Here is a 13,958-nt window from a genome sequence, read left to right on the forward strand (position 1 = left end):
GGCCTGATGAAGCCACGCGTCTATATCGCAAGAGATTTGCCCGATGAAGTTAGCGCCTACCTGGCCGAGCATTGCGAGGTTCGGAGCTGGCGGGGTGATGAGCCGATCACGCCCCAGCGGTTAGCGGAGGAAATTGGCGATGCGGAAGGGCTGCTCGTTACAGGCACCGCAATCGACGAAGGCGTGCTGCGCGCAGCGCCGCAGTTGAAGGTGATCAGCAACCTGTCCGTCGGCTACAACAACCTGGATTTGGCGCTGCTGAAGGCACGGGGGATCACCGCGACACATACGCCGTATGTGCTTGATGAAACGGTAGCCGACCTCGCTTTTGCGCTTATCTTGAGTACGGCTCGCAGAGTGGCGGAATTGGATCGGTTCGTAAAGGCGGGACGCTGGCAGCAGGGACAGGACGCCGAGCTGTTCGGGGTCGATGTCCATCATGCGAGGCTAGGCATCATCGGCATGGGGCGGATCGGCGAAACGATCGCGCGGAGGGCGAAGCTCGGGTTCCTAATGGATGTTGTTTATTATAACCGCAATCCGAAGCCTGATGTGGAGTCAAAGCTGGGCATTGCGTACAGCTCGCTCGACGAGCTGCTGAGAACGTCGGATTATGTGCTGCTTATGACGCCGCTGACGCCGCAAACGCGGCATCTTATGGGCGAAGCCGAGTTTGCTTTGATGAAGAGCAGCGCCATATTCATTAATGTATCGCGCGGTGAAACGGTGGATGAGCAGGCGCTCGTCCGGGTGCTTAATGATAAGCGAATCTATGGAGCGGGTCTGGATGTATACGAGAGAGAGCCGATAGACGCGGCTCATCCGCTGCTCGCGATGGACAACGTCGTTACGCTGCCGCATCTCGGCTCGGCGACGGCGGCTACAAGGCGGAATATGGCCTATGCCGCGGCCCGCAATTTGGTTCATGCTCTGAGAGGCGCGGAACCGGTGCATATTGTTCCCGAATTGCAATCTTAAAATCTTTCAATACAACAGATGACTATAACAGACAGATAGGTGGAAATGGGATGAAATTTACTGATGGTTATTGGCATATGCGGCAAGGAGTTACCTTCAACTATCCGATCGAGATCCGGAATGTCCGGACATATGAGGACAAATTGACCGTACTGGCCTCCTGCAAAAAAATTGTAACACGCGGCGACACGCTGAACACGGCGATTCTTACAGTTAACTATACATCACCGATGCCTGACGTTATCTGTGTGGAGCTTGTTCACCATAACGGCAAGCTTCCGAAAGGCCCGGAATTTGCCAAGAACGTTAACCGGGACACGCAAGTCTCGGTACAGAACGGCCAGGAGGTTGCCAGCTTCACAAGCGGCAAGCTAACCGTTCAGATTCATAAGAACGAGGGCTGGAACACTGAATTTATTTTCGATGGCAAACGTTTGACCGGCAGCGGCTACAAGAGCCCGGGACATGTCAAGCTGTCCGATCAAAGCACGTATATGAGAGAGCAGCTTGACCTGGGCGTAGGCGAATATATATACGGCCTCGGCGAGCGGTTCACCCCGTTCGTGAAGAACGGCCAAGTCGTCGACCTGTGGAACGAGGACGGCGGTACGTGCAGCGAGCAAGCGTATAAGAACGTGCCTTTTTATATATCCAACTTCGGCTATGGCGTATTCGTCGATCATCCCGAGCGCGTATCCTATGAGGTCGGCTCGGAGCAGGTCGCTAAGGTGCAATTCAGCGTTCCCGGCGAAACGTTAAAATATTATATCATCGGCGGAGCTTCCTTGAAGGAAGTATTGAGCAATTATACGCTTCTGACGGGAAGACCGGCGCTGCCGCCAGCGTGGTCCTACGGACTGTGGCTGACGACGTCGTTCACGACGAGCTATGACGAGACGACGGTCAACAGCTTTATCGACGGCATGCTTGAGCGCGAAATTCCGCTTCACGTGTTTCATTTCGACTGCTTCTGGATGAAAGAATTCCAATGGTGCGATTTCGAATGGGACCGGGACGTATTCCCAGACCCGCAAGGGATGCTGGATCGCCTGAAGAGCAAAGGGCTCAACATCTGTGTATGGATCAATTCCTATATTGCGCAGCAGTCCTATTTGTTCGATGAGGGAAAGGCGAACGGCTACCTCGTGAAGACGAAAGAAGGCGACGTGTGGCAGTGGGATCGCTGGCAGGGCGGCATGGGGCTCGTTGATTTCACGAATCCCGCAGCGGTTCGCTGGTATAAAGACAAGCTGAAAGTGTTGATCGATATGGGTGTCGATTCGTTCAAAACCGACTTCGGCGAGCGCATTCCGACCGATGTCGTCTACTTTGACGGCTCCGATCCCGTGAAAATGCACAATTACTATACACATCTATACAATAAAGCGGTATTTGAAGTGTTGGAAGAAACGAAGGGCAAGAATGAAGCGATGGTGTTCGCCCGTTCGGCGACTGCAGGCGGTCAGCAGTTCCCGGTTCACTGGGGCGGCGACTGCACAGCCAATTACAATTCCATGGCGGAAACGCTGCGCGGCGGTCTGTCGCTGGGCCTGTCCGGCTTCGGCTTCTGGAGCCATGATATAAGCGGCTTCGAGAACACGGCGACGCCGGATCTGTACAAGCGCTGGACGGCGTTTGGCTTGCTGTCCTCGCACAGCCGCCTGCATGGCAGCCAATCCTACCGGGTGCCTTGGCTGTTCGATGACGAAGCGAGCGATGTGCTTCGTTACTTTACCAAGCTGAAATCGACGATGATGCCTTATTTGTTCGGCTCCTCCATCGAAACAACGCATACGGGCTTGCCGATGATGCGCGCGATGGTGCTGGAGTTCCCGGGCGAAGCAGCCTGCGAACAGCTTGACCGTCAGTATATGCTGGGCGAGTCGCTGCTGGTGGCGCCGATCTTCAATGATCGCGGCGAAGCCAACTATTATTTGCCGGGAGGACGCTGGACGAACTTCCTAAGCGGCGCCGTGGTGGAAGGCGGACGCTGGGTTTCCGAGCAGCATGACTATTTCAGCCTTCCGCTGATGGCAAGGCCGAACAGCCTTATTGCGGTCGGAAGCAATGAGCTCCGTCCGGATTACGACTATGCCGACGGCGTGACGATTCACGCGTTCGAGCTGGAGGATGGGCGCGAAGCGAAGGCCGTTGTGTTCAGCACGAAGGCTGAGCAAGAGCTGGTAGTTCGCGCAGTGCGCAGCGGCGGTGCAATTGAGATTGCCGCAAGCGGCGCAGGCAAGCCGTGGGAGATGATTCTCCGCGGCGTGTCCGAGGCGGCAGAGGTTAGCGGAGCCGATTGGAGCGTAACGGAGGCGGGCATTCGTTTGGTACCGCATGAAGCTGCGGGTCGAATCCGCGTGCAATTAAGGGGATAAACGGTGGATTTTCAGGCTGACCGAAAGTCCGGCCACACGAGAACCAGCGGCGATTGATTTCATCTCTACAGGGAGAGAAGGAATCCTGCATAAGCGCAGGAATTTCGGTCAAAAGACCCCGTTGGAGCTGGAATGCCTGCGATTGTGCAGGAATATGGGGCAGAATGAGCCTGATTGAGGCGAATAGGATGAAATGCCTGCTCTTTGGCAGGCATTTCATCTTTAGCGGGCGAAACGGAGAGAAAGCCTGCATTTACGCATCTTTGCCTTCACGCACTCGCGCATTACCCAGGCATGCTTGATGTTTATGGATTTGCTACCCTAAGAATAGGGCACTTTAACAGTCTGGAATATAGAGGATGGCGCGTCTTCGGCGGGTCGTCCTCTCTTTTGCTAATAGGGGGGATAGAAGGGTATGGGATCGGATAAAACGGTAATCGGGATCGATATTGGTACGACAAGCACGAAGAGCGTCGTGTTCGGCATGAACGGATCGGTGCGGGGAAGCTGCTCCATTCATTATCCGCTGCTGCATGAGCGGCCGTCATGGGCCGAGCAGGACCCGGACGCGATCGTGGAGGCCGTCACGCGAAGCGTTAAGGGCGCTATCGAGCAGAGCGGCATATCGGGCGTAGATGTGGCCGGAGCATCGTTAAGCTCGGCGATGCATTCCGTAATTGCCATTGATGAGACGGGCAAGCCGCTTACGCGAAGTATGACCTGGGCGGACGGACGGAGCGAGGCGGAAGCTCAGCATATCCGGCAGCATGTTCCTGATATTTACTTCCGCACAGGCACGCCCATTCATCCCATGTCGCCGCTTCCTAAGCTGATTTGGCTTAGAAACAATCGGACGGACGTGTGGGAGAGGGCCGCTAAGTTCGTTTCGATTAAGGAATATGTGCTGTTTGTACTGTTCGGACAATGGGCGGTCGACTATTCGCTTGCTTCCGCGACGGGATTGTTGAATGGACAGCAGCTCGACTGGGACGAGCAGGCGCTTCGGCTTGCGGGGCTAGAGACGGGCAGGTTGTCGCCTCTTCAACCGGGAACATACCGGATGCAAGGGCTATCCGCCGATTATGCGCAGAGGATGGGACTGGGCAAGGAAACGCCGTTCTTCCTCGGCGGAAGCGACGGGGCGATGGCCAATATCGGTGTCGGAGCCATTGGTCCGGGCGAAATGGCGGTGACGATCGGTACGAGTGCGGCGGTTAGAATGATGATGGATCGGCCGCTTACCGATGAGCGGCAGCGTACGTTCTGTTATCACGTGGCGGACAGCTCCTATGTAATCGGGGGAGCTGCGAATAACGGCGGAATCGTACTGCAATGGCTGAGGGAGAAGATGTTTGCTGGCGGCGGCTTTGCGGGAGCTGGAGGAAGTGGCGCTGCAGGGATTGAAGGACGCGGGTCCGTGGAGGCGCTGCTGGAAGAGGCGGCTAAAGTGTCCCCCGGAGCGGAGGGCTTGCTGTTCTTGCCGTTCCTGACCGGAGAACGGGCTCCGATCTGGAATGCCGAGGCGAGGGGTACCTTCTTCGGTGCGAATCTGGGCCATGGCCGAGGACATTTCGTACGAGCCGGGCTGGAGGGCGTTATGCTGGGCGTGCTGTCGGTTGCGCATGCGCTGGAGGACTTGGCCGGGCCAGCAGTCGAGGTGCGAGCTTCGGGCGGCTTTACGAAGTCGCTGCTTTGGCGGCAGATGCTGGCTGACATGCTAGGGCAGCGGGTTAGTATCCCCCGCGTAACGGAAGCGTCCGCGCTTGGCGCGGCGGCGATTGCGATGCAGGAGCTCGGAGAGCTCGGACATTGGAGCGATATAAAGTCGTGGATCCCGATCGACGAAGTGCTGGAGCCCAGCGCAGCCGCAGCGAAAGTGTACCGCGAGCTGCTTGGCATCTACACGCGGCTGTGCGGGGCGCTTGCGCCTGCCTTTGCGGAAATTGCCGATTTGCAGCGCAAGCGGAGCGGGTAGCAGTAATTCTCTTCTCCGCTATCTGCATTGGCCGGGGGGCCCCAGCGTATCCTTTCCCCTTCTCCAGGTGTAGTTTGACGGCAGTATGACGGAGTAAGAAGCCTGCGAATGTGCATGAATTTCGGCTACAAGTCCGTCAGAATGGTAAAATACCTGCGATCATGCATGAATTTGAGCAAAAATAGGCCGTTAAGGAGAAAAGAAGGTGAAATACCTGCACTCTGGCAGGCATTTCACCTTCATGGGGTCAAAATAGAGAGAAAAACTGCCGTTTCGCATGTTTCGCCTAGTCCTAGACCTAGACCTAGTCCTAGTGGGAGCTGAAGTTTCCACTAGGACTTTCGGTACAGCCCCTTGATTATTCATTAAGCGAGTCTCATCTTAAAATCCTGATAGCCGAACTCGCGGACGACGCGGCAATTGCCGTCTTTGTCCTGCACGGCGATGGCTGGCAGCGGCATGCCGTTGAAGGTGTTGGTCTTGACCATGGAGTAGATCGCCATATCGCCAAACACTAATCTGTCGCCGTTCTTCAAGGGCTGATCAAAGGAATAGTCGCCGATTACATCGCCTGTAAGACAGGTTGGACCGCCGAGCCGATAGGTGTATGGCTTCTCGCCGGCTTCGCCCGAACCGAACAGCGGCGGACGATAAGGCATTTCCAGAACATCCGGCATATGGCATGTAGCGGACGTGTCCACAATAGCAATCTCGATGCCGTTCCTATGGATATCCAGTACGGAGGTGACCATATAGCCCGCATTGAGCGCGATGGCTTCTCCGGGTTCGAGATAGACTTCCAAGCCGTATTTATGCTGCATGCGTTGAATGCAGGCTTCGAGTCTCGGGATATCATAGTCATCTCTTGTAATATGGTGACCGCCGCCAAAGTTGATCCATTCCATTTGGGCCAGCCATGGCCCGAACTTGTCTTCGACCGCATTCAGCGTTGTCTCCAGATCATCCGAGTTCTGCTGGCAAAGGGTATGGAAGTGCAGTCCCGAGACGCCTTCAAGCAGCTCTGGACGGAACTCGTCGCGCCGCACGCCGAATCTCGATCCCGATGAACATGGATCATAGATCTCATGTCCCTCTTGTGTCGAGCATTCCGGATTGATGCGAATGCCCACTTTTCTGCCGGCTGCAAGAGCTTTAGCTTTATACTTCTCCAGTTGGGAGAAGGAGTTGAAAATAATATGATCGCAGATGGATATAATATCGTCGATCTCATCCTCACGATAGGCAGGGGCAAAGACATGGTTTTCTTTGCCCATTTCCTCATAACCCAGCCGTGCTTCGAATAAACCGCTCGCGGTAGTGCCGCTTAAGTATTGTCCAATAAGTGGATACATGGCAGTCATGGAAAAGGCTTTCTGTGCCAGCACGATCTTGGCTCCGGTACGCTGCATGATGCCGCTTAAGATGTTCAGGTTCTTCTCGATAAGTGCTTCATCAACTACAAAGCAGGGCGTCGGCAATTCCTCGAACCGCATATTAGCGAACGAGCTCCGGCTTCTTAGCTTCCTCAGGCAATGCGTCCACAAGCACCGGGTTGAAGTTCTCTACCCATGGAAGTCCCCATTTGTTCAGCTCTTCCATGAACGGATCCGGATCGAACTCCTCGATATTGTATACACCCGGCTTATTCCATTTGCCGGTCAAGACCATAGCCGCGCCGATCATGGCAGGAACGCCCGTCGTATAAGAGATAGCCTGGGAGCCCACTTCCTTATAGCACTCTTGGTGGTCACAAATATTGTAGACATAGTAAGTCTTGTCCTGGCCGTCTTTTTTACCTTTGAAGATACAGCCAATGTTGGTTTTTCCCACCGTGCGAGGTCCAAGGGACGCCGGATCTGGAAGGATGGCCTTCAGGAATTGAAGCGGGATAATTTGTTTTCCTTCATATTCGATCGGTTCGATGGAAGTCATTCCTACGTTCTCAAGAGCCTTCAGGTGCATGAGGTAGCTTGGGCCGAAGGTCATGAAGAAGCGAATGCGCTTCAGTCCAGGCATATTTTGCGCAAGGGACTCAAGCTCTTCATGGTATAGCAGATACATGTCCTTCTCGCCAACCTCGGCAAAGTTATACACACGCTTGATTTCCATCGGCTTCGTTTCGATCCATTCCCCGTTCTCCCAGTAGCGTCCGTTGGCGGACACTTCGCGGATGTTGATCTCAGGGTTGAAGTTGGTTGCGAAAGGATAGCCGTGATCGCCGCCGTTGCAATCCAGAATGTCGATATATTCGATTTCGTCAAAATAATGCTTCAGCGCATAAGCAGAAAATACGCCAGTTACGCCTGGATCGAATCCGCTGCCCAGAAGAGCCGTGATTCCAGCTTTCTCAAAGCGCTCGCGGTATTCCCACTGCCATTTATATTCGAACTTGGCCGTATCTTCCGGCTCATAGTTTGCTGTATCCATATAGTGCGTTCTGGTGGCCAGGCAAGCATCCATGATCGTCAAATCCTGGTAAGGAAGAGCCAGGTTCATAACGATATCCGGCTTGACTTCATTAATCAGAGCGATCAGCTCATCGACATTGTCAGCATCGACCTGTGCAGTCGTAATTTTGGTTTTGCCGCCGTCCAATTTCGCCTTGAGTTCGTCGCATTTGGATTTTGTACGGCTCGCGATGCAGATTTCCTCGAAAACTTCGCTGTTCTGAACACATTTATGAATGGCTACTGATGCTACGCCGCCGGCGCCGATGACAAGTGCTTTTCCCATTATTTGTTCTCCTAACCAAATTATATTTTTATAATGCAAAACGACAACATAAAAAAAGCAAGCGAAACACGCATCATGGCGCATCACACTTGCTTGATATGATCAAATATTAAAACATTCCCAATAAGCATGACCAGACAACCCTCTTGCTCGCTTGTCAGTCAGCCATAAAACGCAATCGTTTCATGGAAAGGCTCTTCATATTCAAATCTATCATGTTAGGATCAGAGTCTATATAGCAAATAATTACTTTTACCACTCTTATTGACCGTTTCACAAGTTGATGTGCTGATGCACTGGTTGTAAAGTAACCAACTTATAAAATTTGAGCTTTTAACTCAATCAATAAAGCAACGAAAGTTGCCGATCGGCATTTGACCCGGCTGTCCGTATGGCCTTAACTTCTTGTGGAAGTGGTCAAAGATTATCTGCTTGGAAAGATCCTACATGTGTTGAATATTAGCTTTCCAAATTTAATACCCCTTCATAATAGCAGGATCGCGTATATCGGGCAAGAAAAAAATTATTAATAAATTAATATTTCTCCGTGGAGCAAGGTTCGGCATTTACATACATACAGAATGTATGTTAAATTGGTGCTATCATAACCGAGAGGGGAATTGTTTTATGAACGTATCCGGCTTTTATCCCGTTATTTTAACAGATCAAGTTGTTTCCACGGCGGCATTTTACGAGGAGCACTTTGGATTCACGAAGGTTTTTGAAGCGGACTGGTATATCAGCTTGAAAATGCTTGGCAAGGACAGGCCCTTCGAACTGGCTGTTCTTGATGCCTCTCATCCGACCATTCCAGGTGCGTACAGGACCAAAGTGAAAGGGCTGATTCTTAACATCGAAGTGGACGATGTCGATGCGGAGTACGAACGTCTTATTCGTGGAGCCAAGCTGCCGCTGGAGCTTGATATCCGGAGCGAGGATTTTGGCCAGCGGCATTTCATTACCTCTGATCCGAGCGGGGTATTAATTGATGTTATTACTGTCATCCCGCCCTCCAATGATTTCAGCGCCCAATATTCCGAAGAGGTCTGGAAATAAGGGAATACTGGCATGCCCAAGCGAATCATCTGAATGTGAATGGAGAACAATGAATAATGAGAAGAAACAAAGCAGAGACTGCGGAAACGATTCATAAGCTAATCGAAGTCGCGAGAACTCATTTTACCAATTACGGCTATGCTGGTGCGGCATTGGAATCGATCGTTCATGAGGCGAATCTGACGCGAGGAGCGGTCTATCATCATTTTCGCAGTAAGAAGGAATTGTTTCGAATCGTACTTGAAGATGTCCAGCGAGAGGTTGCCGAAAGGGTGGAGCAGGAAGCATCGGCAAGCGAGGATGCATGGGAGCAGCTCTACGCGGGCTGCCGCGGATTCATTATGGCTGCTGTCGAAGAGCGGAATCGGCGTGTCATGCTGATCGACGGCCCGGCGATTCTTGGCTGGGAAGTGTGGAGAGGGATGGATAAGAACCATTCCATGCGTTTATTGAGGGAGCAGCTTGGAATCATGCAGGAGAAGGGGTATCTTCGGATGGTTTCCCTTGATGCCATGACCCATTTTATTTCGGGCGGATTGAATGAGACGGCGCTGAGGCTGGCCAACGAGTCCTTTCAGCCTGCTGCTCTGGATGAAACGATGGGGGTGCTTGCTGTATTCTTGGAGGGGTTGAAGCAATAACAATTACCCGCGCCTGCTGCTTATTGACAAGCTGTGCGGCGGAGGTCGGCTGCTGCAGCAGAGAAGAAATCCTGCGCAAGCGCAGGGATTTCGGTTAAAAGTATGACCGAGAGCTGGAAAGCCTGCGATTGTGCAGGAATATGCGGTAGAAAGGGCCGATTGAGGCCACTAAAGATGAAATGCCTGCGCTTTGGCAGGCATTTCATCTTTAGCAGGAAGGAATGAAGAGAAAGCCTGCTGTTACGCAGGCATGTTCGCCGCCTAGGAGCTTCCCAAACGGATCACGGTGTCAAGTAGCATGACAAAACCTCCCATTAGAGCATTGCTTCTAGCTTGCTCCAAATGGAAGGTTTTCAATTTGTTTGTATGTCGAATACGGTTACTGCGCCAACACCTTGTCAAGATCGCCGCACCATTTGCTCCAGCCATATTTGGCGCCCTCGAGACCATGAACATTGGAGAATCCGGTTTGTTCGAGATGCAGATTAACCTTTCCTTCCCCTAAATCCTGCAGCGTCCAGATGACCGTGTGCTTCTCCTCTCCGCTGGCCCAAGTATAGGATATCCGGTTTGGCTCTTCCACGATAAGCACTTCTCCGTCAATTACGCCATCCCAATACTCAGACGGCTGAGTGCGGAACTGGAACCGGTGTCCGACGACGGGCTTGAAGTCATTCTCCATCCCCACACCTGTATGGATGTTCGCCACCCACTTGGCAAGCTTGCTTGAATCGGTTAAGGCGGACCAAAGCTTCTCGATCGTTGTTGTGTACTGGAAATCCAGGGTTAATGCTAGACTCATTCTTCTTCCTCCTCTAATAGTTGGTTTAAGCGCAATAAATTTGTGTGCCAGAATTTGCTGTAGAAAGCTAACCAATCTTGAACTTCTTTGAGTGGAGAGGCGTTCAGCCGGAATCGCGTTTCTCTGCCGACTTTTCGGTCAAGCACCAGTCCGGCCTCTTTAAGGATTGTCAAATGCTTGGATACCGCTGTGCGGCCCATTGGAAACTGTGAAGCCAACTCATGGAGCGGTATCTCCTCAGCCTCCGCTAACAGACGAATCAACCGGCGCCTGGTTGGATCTGCAATCGCGTCGAACACATCCCGCAGCGGGTTGTTCTCGCTCATAGCCCCCCCTCCAAAACATTATTTGCTGTAATAGAAACCTATAGATGGTACGAAGGGACAGCTGTTAATTTCATCACCTCCTTAAAGTGTGCGGCTCTTAGGACGAAGCGCCCACGAGGCGATATTGAGCGCAGCATACGCAAGCGGAAGGATAATAGCAAACCCGCTGTCACCATTATCGTTAGCGAGCAGATGTGATAAGGCCGCCCCAGTCATTAAAAAGAAGATGCCAGCGTGAGCCCATTCTTTGAGCCGGGGGAAGCCTGGCACGAGAAGAGCGATGGCCCCGAGCGCCTTCCATATCCCGAGAATGGTCAAGACGTATAAAGGGTACCCAAGATTCGTCACGAGCTCAAGGTTCCCCCCATACTGCATCAGCTGCCCGATACCGCTTAACATAACAGCTGCTGCGAGCAGAAAGGTAACGGACCAATAAGCAATCATTTTCCCTCGGGAGGGGATTTCTACTTTCGCGGCTATTTCCGCACCAACAATCGTACTCATTATTGTTCCTCCTTCTCATTGTTCCAAGTCTTATTCAGGCTTCAAGTTTTCCAGATGATCAATCTCCGATGCGACACCATTTGGTGTTGCTTTTATAATACGACACCATTTGGTGTCCTGTCAACAACATCTTTGCGTCGGATTGCGAGAAGAGGGGGCTGTCCCGAAGGCTTCTTACTCTGTCACGCTATCGAATTCCTTGCCCATTGTAAGACCGCAAAAAAGTCGTCTTAGCCTTGAATTTTGACCGCTTGGTTCAAACGCGTATCTAAATCCTGAACCATCGACTAGATTAATGTATGACAAGTACATGAAGCGAAAGGTGGCCCATATGATGAGAATAGGGATTCGAATAGTGGTCGGCATAATCATCCTGGCTGGAATTGGATTTGGGGTCTTAGCCTACATGAACAGGCCGATACCGCAAGCGGCCGTTACGGAGAAGATAGGAGAACAGCTAACAGAAATCGTAGCGAATCATGATTCGTTATCCAGCGCATTATTGACCATTTACTCCAACCGGACGGGCTACTTCGAGCAATTTGCAGTGGGTACGAAGAATCGCACGACAGATCAACCTGTTCAACCCGACAGTCAATATCACGCAGCCAGCGTCGGTAAAACGATGTGTGCGGCTATCTATGGCATGTTGGTGGACGAAGGTAAAATCAACTTTGACGACAAAATCAATGCCTGGCTGGATGCTGACATCCTGAAAGGATTATTTGTGGTAGACGGCACGGATTATAGCGGTCAGGTAACACTGAGGCAGCTGCTGAGCCATACATCAGGGGTTGGCGATTATTTCGAAGGTCCGGTAATAAGCGGGGAGCCTATGCTGGAGATGCTGACATCTAATCCGAATCTTTCATTTACGCCAGAAGAGCTGGTCGCGTTTACTAGAGACAATCAGGCTCCGATTGGAAAGCCAGGACAACAATTTTATTATTCGGATACGGGGTATATTCTGCTTGGCTTCATTCTGGAAGCGATTGAGGGAAAGCCTTACTCGGCGATCTTGGAGGAACGAATATTCCAGCCCTTGGGCATGAAGGATAGCTATCTCATGTTTTATCAGGATGAACCGGCCGATATTCTGGGGATTTATATCAATGGCATTGACTACAGCGACAGAAACGCATTATCGGTTGATTGGTCGGGCGGTGGTGTTGTTACCACGATGAATGATCTGTTAACGTTCATGAAGGCTTTCGAAACGGGGACTTTAGTATCGGATGAAGTTTATGAAGAGATGACGGATTTTAATCACCGCTATGACAAAGGGATTTATTATGGGATGGGCATGATGTATTTTGACTTTAGCGAGTTGTCATTTCTGTTAGGATTAAGCTCCATGACGGATGTGTATGGCGGCGTGGGAGCTACAGGATCTTATGTCCTCTATGATAAAGAGAAGGATACCTATTTTATAGCGAATTTTGGATCGCTTGATTTTGCGGAGAAAGGTATAGAGGAATTAGTAAAAATAAGGATGATCTATGATAGGATGATAGTGGAATAAATACTTCTGTCATGAGGAGACATGATGGTTCAATTATTGTGTTCAAATAAGGTGTATGAGAAATTGAAGCAAGAACTATCCAAATACAGCATCGAGATTAAGCAAGACAGTGACTGGGTGCTCGTTGAAAAAGGATATGACCTGCCAAGCGACAAGCTTAGTATTGTATTCGATGCCATCGATTACATGGATGTGATCAAGCTGCTGGTCTCTGGTATCCGAGCAGACATCCATTTTACGAATACGCTTACGGGCTTGAGTGAGAATAAATTTGCAGTTATGGAACCAAGGGATGTTCTATATCTGGAAGCGGGCTCTGAAGGCATTATGGCCTATACAAAGGGTAGTCGTTACAGCATCAAGGAAACCTTGCACTATTATGAGAACATATGGGCGGCAAAAGGTTTTATACGAATCAACAAATCACAGCTCGTTAATTTGCTGCACGTTAAAGAAATTATCCCGTGGTTCAACTCCAGATATGTCCTTCGAATGGATAATAACACCGAGCTGGAAGTATCAAAAATGTTCTCGAAAAAGCTTAGGAACACACTCAATATATAGGAGACAACTATGGAGAAAATTAATTTGGAAAATGTTATAAAGTCCTTTTTTCTTGGCCTCTTCATTGGCATTATCCTGCAGTTGTATGGCCATGCAGAGGTGCTGTTCAAGTATAAGGTTGTAACGGTATTAGCCAGCGGAAGTGTAGGGTTCATCATTGGATTTATTACCGAATGGCTAACCTCCATACTCCCGATTCGAATGGCAAATTCCCGAACGTACTTCTTCATAAACAACCTGATTGCAGTGATCGTTACGACATTTATTATGGCATCCTTGCTTCTGGTCACAAGCAGTGAAATGGAGGACGAAGGGGAATTCACGCCAGTATTATTGATCGTGCTCAGTATTATTTGCATCGCAAATCTGTTTGATTATATGATGTATCGCCGAGCTCAGAATAAGTTGAAAACATTTAAAGCAATGATTGAAGATAATGAACTTTAGGGCAAAAAGCACAGCATATTTTCCGAGTTATG

At 50.8% G+C, this 13,958-nt stretch carries 13 protein-coding genes; 8 read left to right on the forward strand and 5 right to left on the reverse strand.

Annotation, left to right across the window (positions count from 1 at the left end; all coding sequences use genetic code 11):
- Positions 1–6: 6 nt before the first annotated feature.
- From K0T92_RS13280 to K0T92_RS13290, 3 genes are all read left to right on the forward strand, one after another.
- Positions 7–978, forward strand: coding sequence for a 2-hydroxyacid dehydrogenase (locus K0T92_RS13280; protein WP_219872966.1), 972 nt, complete (start codon positions 7–9; stop codon positions 976–978).
- A 50-nt stretch (positions 979–1,028) separates the two neighbouring features.
- The gene (gene yicI / locus K0T92_RS13285; protein WP_219872967.1) at positions 1,029–3,356 is read left to right on the forward strand and encodes an alpha-xylosidase; all 2,328 of its coding nucleotides are present in this window, start codon (positions 1,029–1,031) and stop codon (positions 3,354–3,356) included.
- A gap of 415 nt (positions 3,357–3,771) precedes the next feature.
- Entirely contained in the window at positions 3,772–5,331 is a 1,560-nt protein-coding gene (locus K0T92_RS13290; protein WP_219872968.1) for a gluconokinase, read from the forward strand.
- Between the two features lie 365 nt (positions 5,332–5,696).
- Here the strand turns inward: K0T92_RS13290 and nspC are convergent, their stop codons facing one another.
- Both nspC and K0T92_RS13300 read right to left on the reverse strand, forming a co-directional pair.
- Complete coding sequence (nspC, locus tag K0T92_RS13295; RefSeq protein WP_219872969.1) at positions 5,697–6,824, reverse strand: carboxynorspermidine decarboxylase; 1,128 nt, start codon at positions 6,822–6,824, stop codon at positions 5,697–5,699.
- Position 6,825: 1 nt separating this feature from the next.
- The gene (locus K0T92_RS13300; RefSeq protein WP_219872970.1) at positions 6,826–8,064 is read right to left on the reverse strand and encodes a saccharopine dehydrogenase family protein; all 1,239 of its coding nucleotides are present in this window, start codon (positions 8,062–8,064) and stop codon (positions 6,826–6,828) included.
- Between the two features lie 627 nt (positions 8,065–8,691).
- On the opposite strand from K0T92_RS13300, the gene K0T92_RS13305 reads away from it, so the two are divergent.
- Together K0T92_RS13305 and K0T92_RS13310 are read left to right on the forward strand one after the other, a co-directional pair.
- Positions 8,692–9,120: a VOC family protein gene (locus K0T92_RS13305; protein ID WP_219872971.1), complete on the forward strand. Its 429-nt coding sequence runs from the start codon at positions 8,692–8,694 to the stop codon at positions 9,118–9,120.
- Between the two features lie 56 nt (positions 9,121–9,176).
- Positions 9,177–9,761 (forward strand): TetR/AcrR family transcriptional regulator, encoded by a 585-nt coding sequence (locus K0T92_RS13310; protein ID WP_219872972.1) that lies wholly within the window; start codon positions 9,177–9,179, stop codon positions 9,759–9,761.
- Between the two features lie 379 nt (positions 9,762–10,140).
- Here the strand turns inward: K0T92_RS13310 and K0T92_RS13315 are convergent, their stop codons facing one another.
- From K0T92_RS13315 to K0T92_RS13325, 3 genes are all read right to left on the reverse strand, one after another.
- Positions 10,141–10,563 (reverse strand): SRPBCC family protein, encoded by a 423-nt coding sequence (locus tag K0T92_RS13315; RefSeq protein WP_219872973.1) that lies wholly within the window; start codon positions 10,561–10,563, stop codon positions 10,141–10,143.
- Positions 10,560–10,889 (reverse strand): ArsR/SmtB family transcription factor, encoded by a 330-nt coding sequence (locus tag K0T92_RS13320; protein ID WP_219872974.1) that lies wholly within the window; start codon positions 10,887–10,889, stop codon positions 10,560–10,562. Before K0T92_RS13320 ends, K0T92_RS13315 begins: the two co-directional genes overlap by 4 nt.
- A gap of 81 nt (positions 10,890–10,970) precedes the next feature.
- Positions 10,971–11,393 (reverse strand): DoxX family protein, encoded by a 423-nt coding sequence (locus K0T92_RS13325; RefSeq protein WP_219872975.1) that lies wholly within the window; start codon positions 11,391–11,393, stop codon positions 10,971–10,973.
- 406 nt (positions 11,394–11,799) lie between these two features.
- On the opposite strand from K0T92_RS13325, the gene K0T92_RS13330 reads away from it, so the two are divergent.
- From K0T92_RS13330 to K0T92_RS13340, 3 genes are all read left to right on the forward strand, one after another.
- Complete coding sequence (locus K0T92_RS13330; RefSeq protein ID WP_246628134.1) at positions 11,800–12,915, forward strand: serine hydrolase domain-containing protein; 1,116 nt, start codon at positions 11,800–11,802, stop codon at positions 12,913–12,915.
- A 63-nt stretch (positions 12,916–12,978) separates the two neighbouring features.
- Entirely contained in the window at positions 12,979–13,479 is a 501-nt protein-coding gene (locus tag K0T92_RS13335) for a LytTR family DNA-binding domain-containing protein (RefSeq protein WP_246628135.1), read from the forward strand.
- A gap of 24 nt (positions 13,480–13,503) precedes the next feature.
- Complete coding sequence (locus K0T92_RS13340; RefSeq protein ID WP_246628136.1) at positions 13,504–13,926, forward strand: hypothetical protein; 423 nt, start codon at positions 13,504–13,506, stop codon at positions 13,924–13,926.
- Positions 13,927–13,958: the final 32 nt, after the last annotated feature.

This window comes from Paenibacillus oenotherae, assembly GCF_019443105.1.
GTDB classification, from domain to species: Bacteria; Bacillota; Bacilli; order Paenibacillales; family Paenibacillaceae; genus Paenibacillus_Z; species Paenibacillus_Z oenotherae.

Coding starts and splice junctions, on each gene's coding strand:
- yicI (WP_219872967.1), top strand. CDS start 1,029: ATGAAATTTACTGATGGTTATTGGCATATGCGGCAAGGAGTTACCTTC.
- nspC (WP_219872969.1), bottom strand. CDS start 6,824: ATGCGGTTCGAGGAATTGCCGACGCCCTGCTTTGTAGTTGATGAAGCA.
- K0T92_RS13330 (WP_246628134.1), top strand. CDS start 11,800: ATGAACAGGCCGATACCGCAAGCGGCCGTTACGGAGAAGATAGGAGAA.
- K0T92_RS13305 (WP_219872971.1), top strand. CDS start 8,692: ATGAACGTATCCGGCTTTTATCCCGTTATTTTAACAGATCAAGTTGTT.
- K0T92_RS13290 (WP_219872968.1), top strand. CDS start 3,772: ATGGGATCGGATAAAACGGTAATCGGGATCGATATTGGTACGACAAGC.
- K0T92_RS13300 (WP_219872970.1), bottom strand. CDS start 8,064: ATGGGAAAAGCACTTGTCATCGGCGCCGGCGGCGTAGCATCAGTAGCC.
- K0T92_RS13325 (WP_219872975.1), bottom strand. CDS start 11,393: ATGAGTACGATTGTTGGTGCGGAAATAGCCGCGAAAGTAGAAATCCCC.
- K0T92_RS13315 (WP_219872973.1), bottom strand. CDS start 10,563: ATGAGTCTAGCATTAACCCTGGATTTCCAGTACACAACAACGATCGAG.
- K0T92_RS13280 (WP_219872966.1), top strand. CDS start 7: ATGAAGCCACGCGTCTATATCGCAAGAGATTTGCCCGATGAAGTTAGC.
- K0T92_RS13310 (WP_219872972.1), top strand. CDS start 9,177: ATGAGAAGAAACAAAGCAGAGACTGCGGAAACGATTCATAAGCTAATC.
- K0T92_RS13320 (WP_219872974.1), bottom strand. CDS start 10,889: ATGAGCGAGAACAACCCGCTGCGGGATGTGTTCGACGCGATTGCAGAT.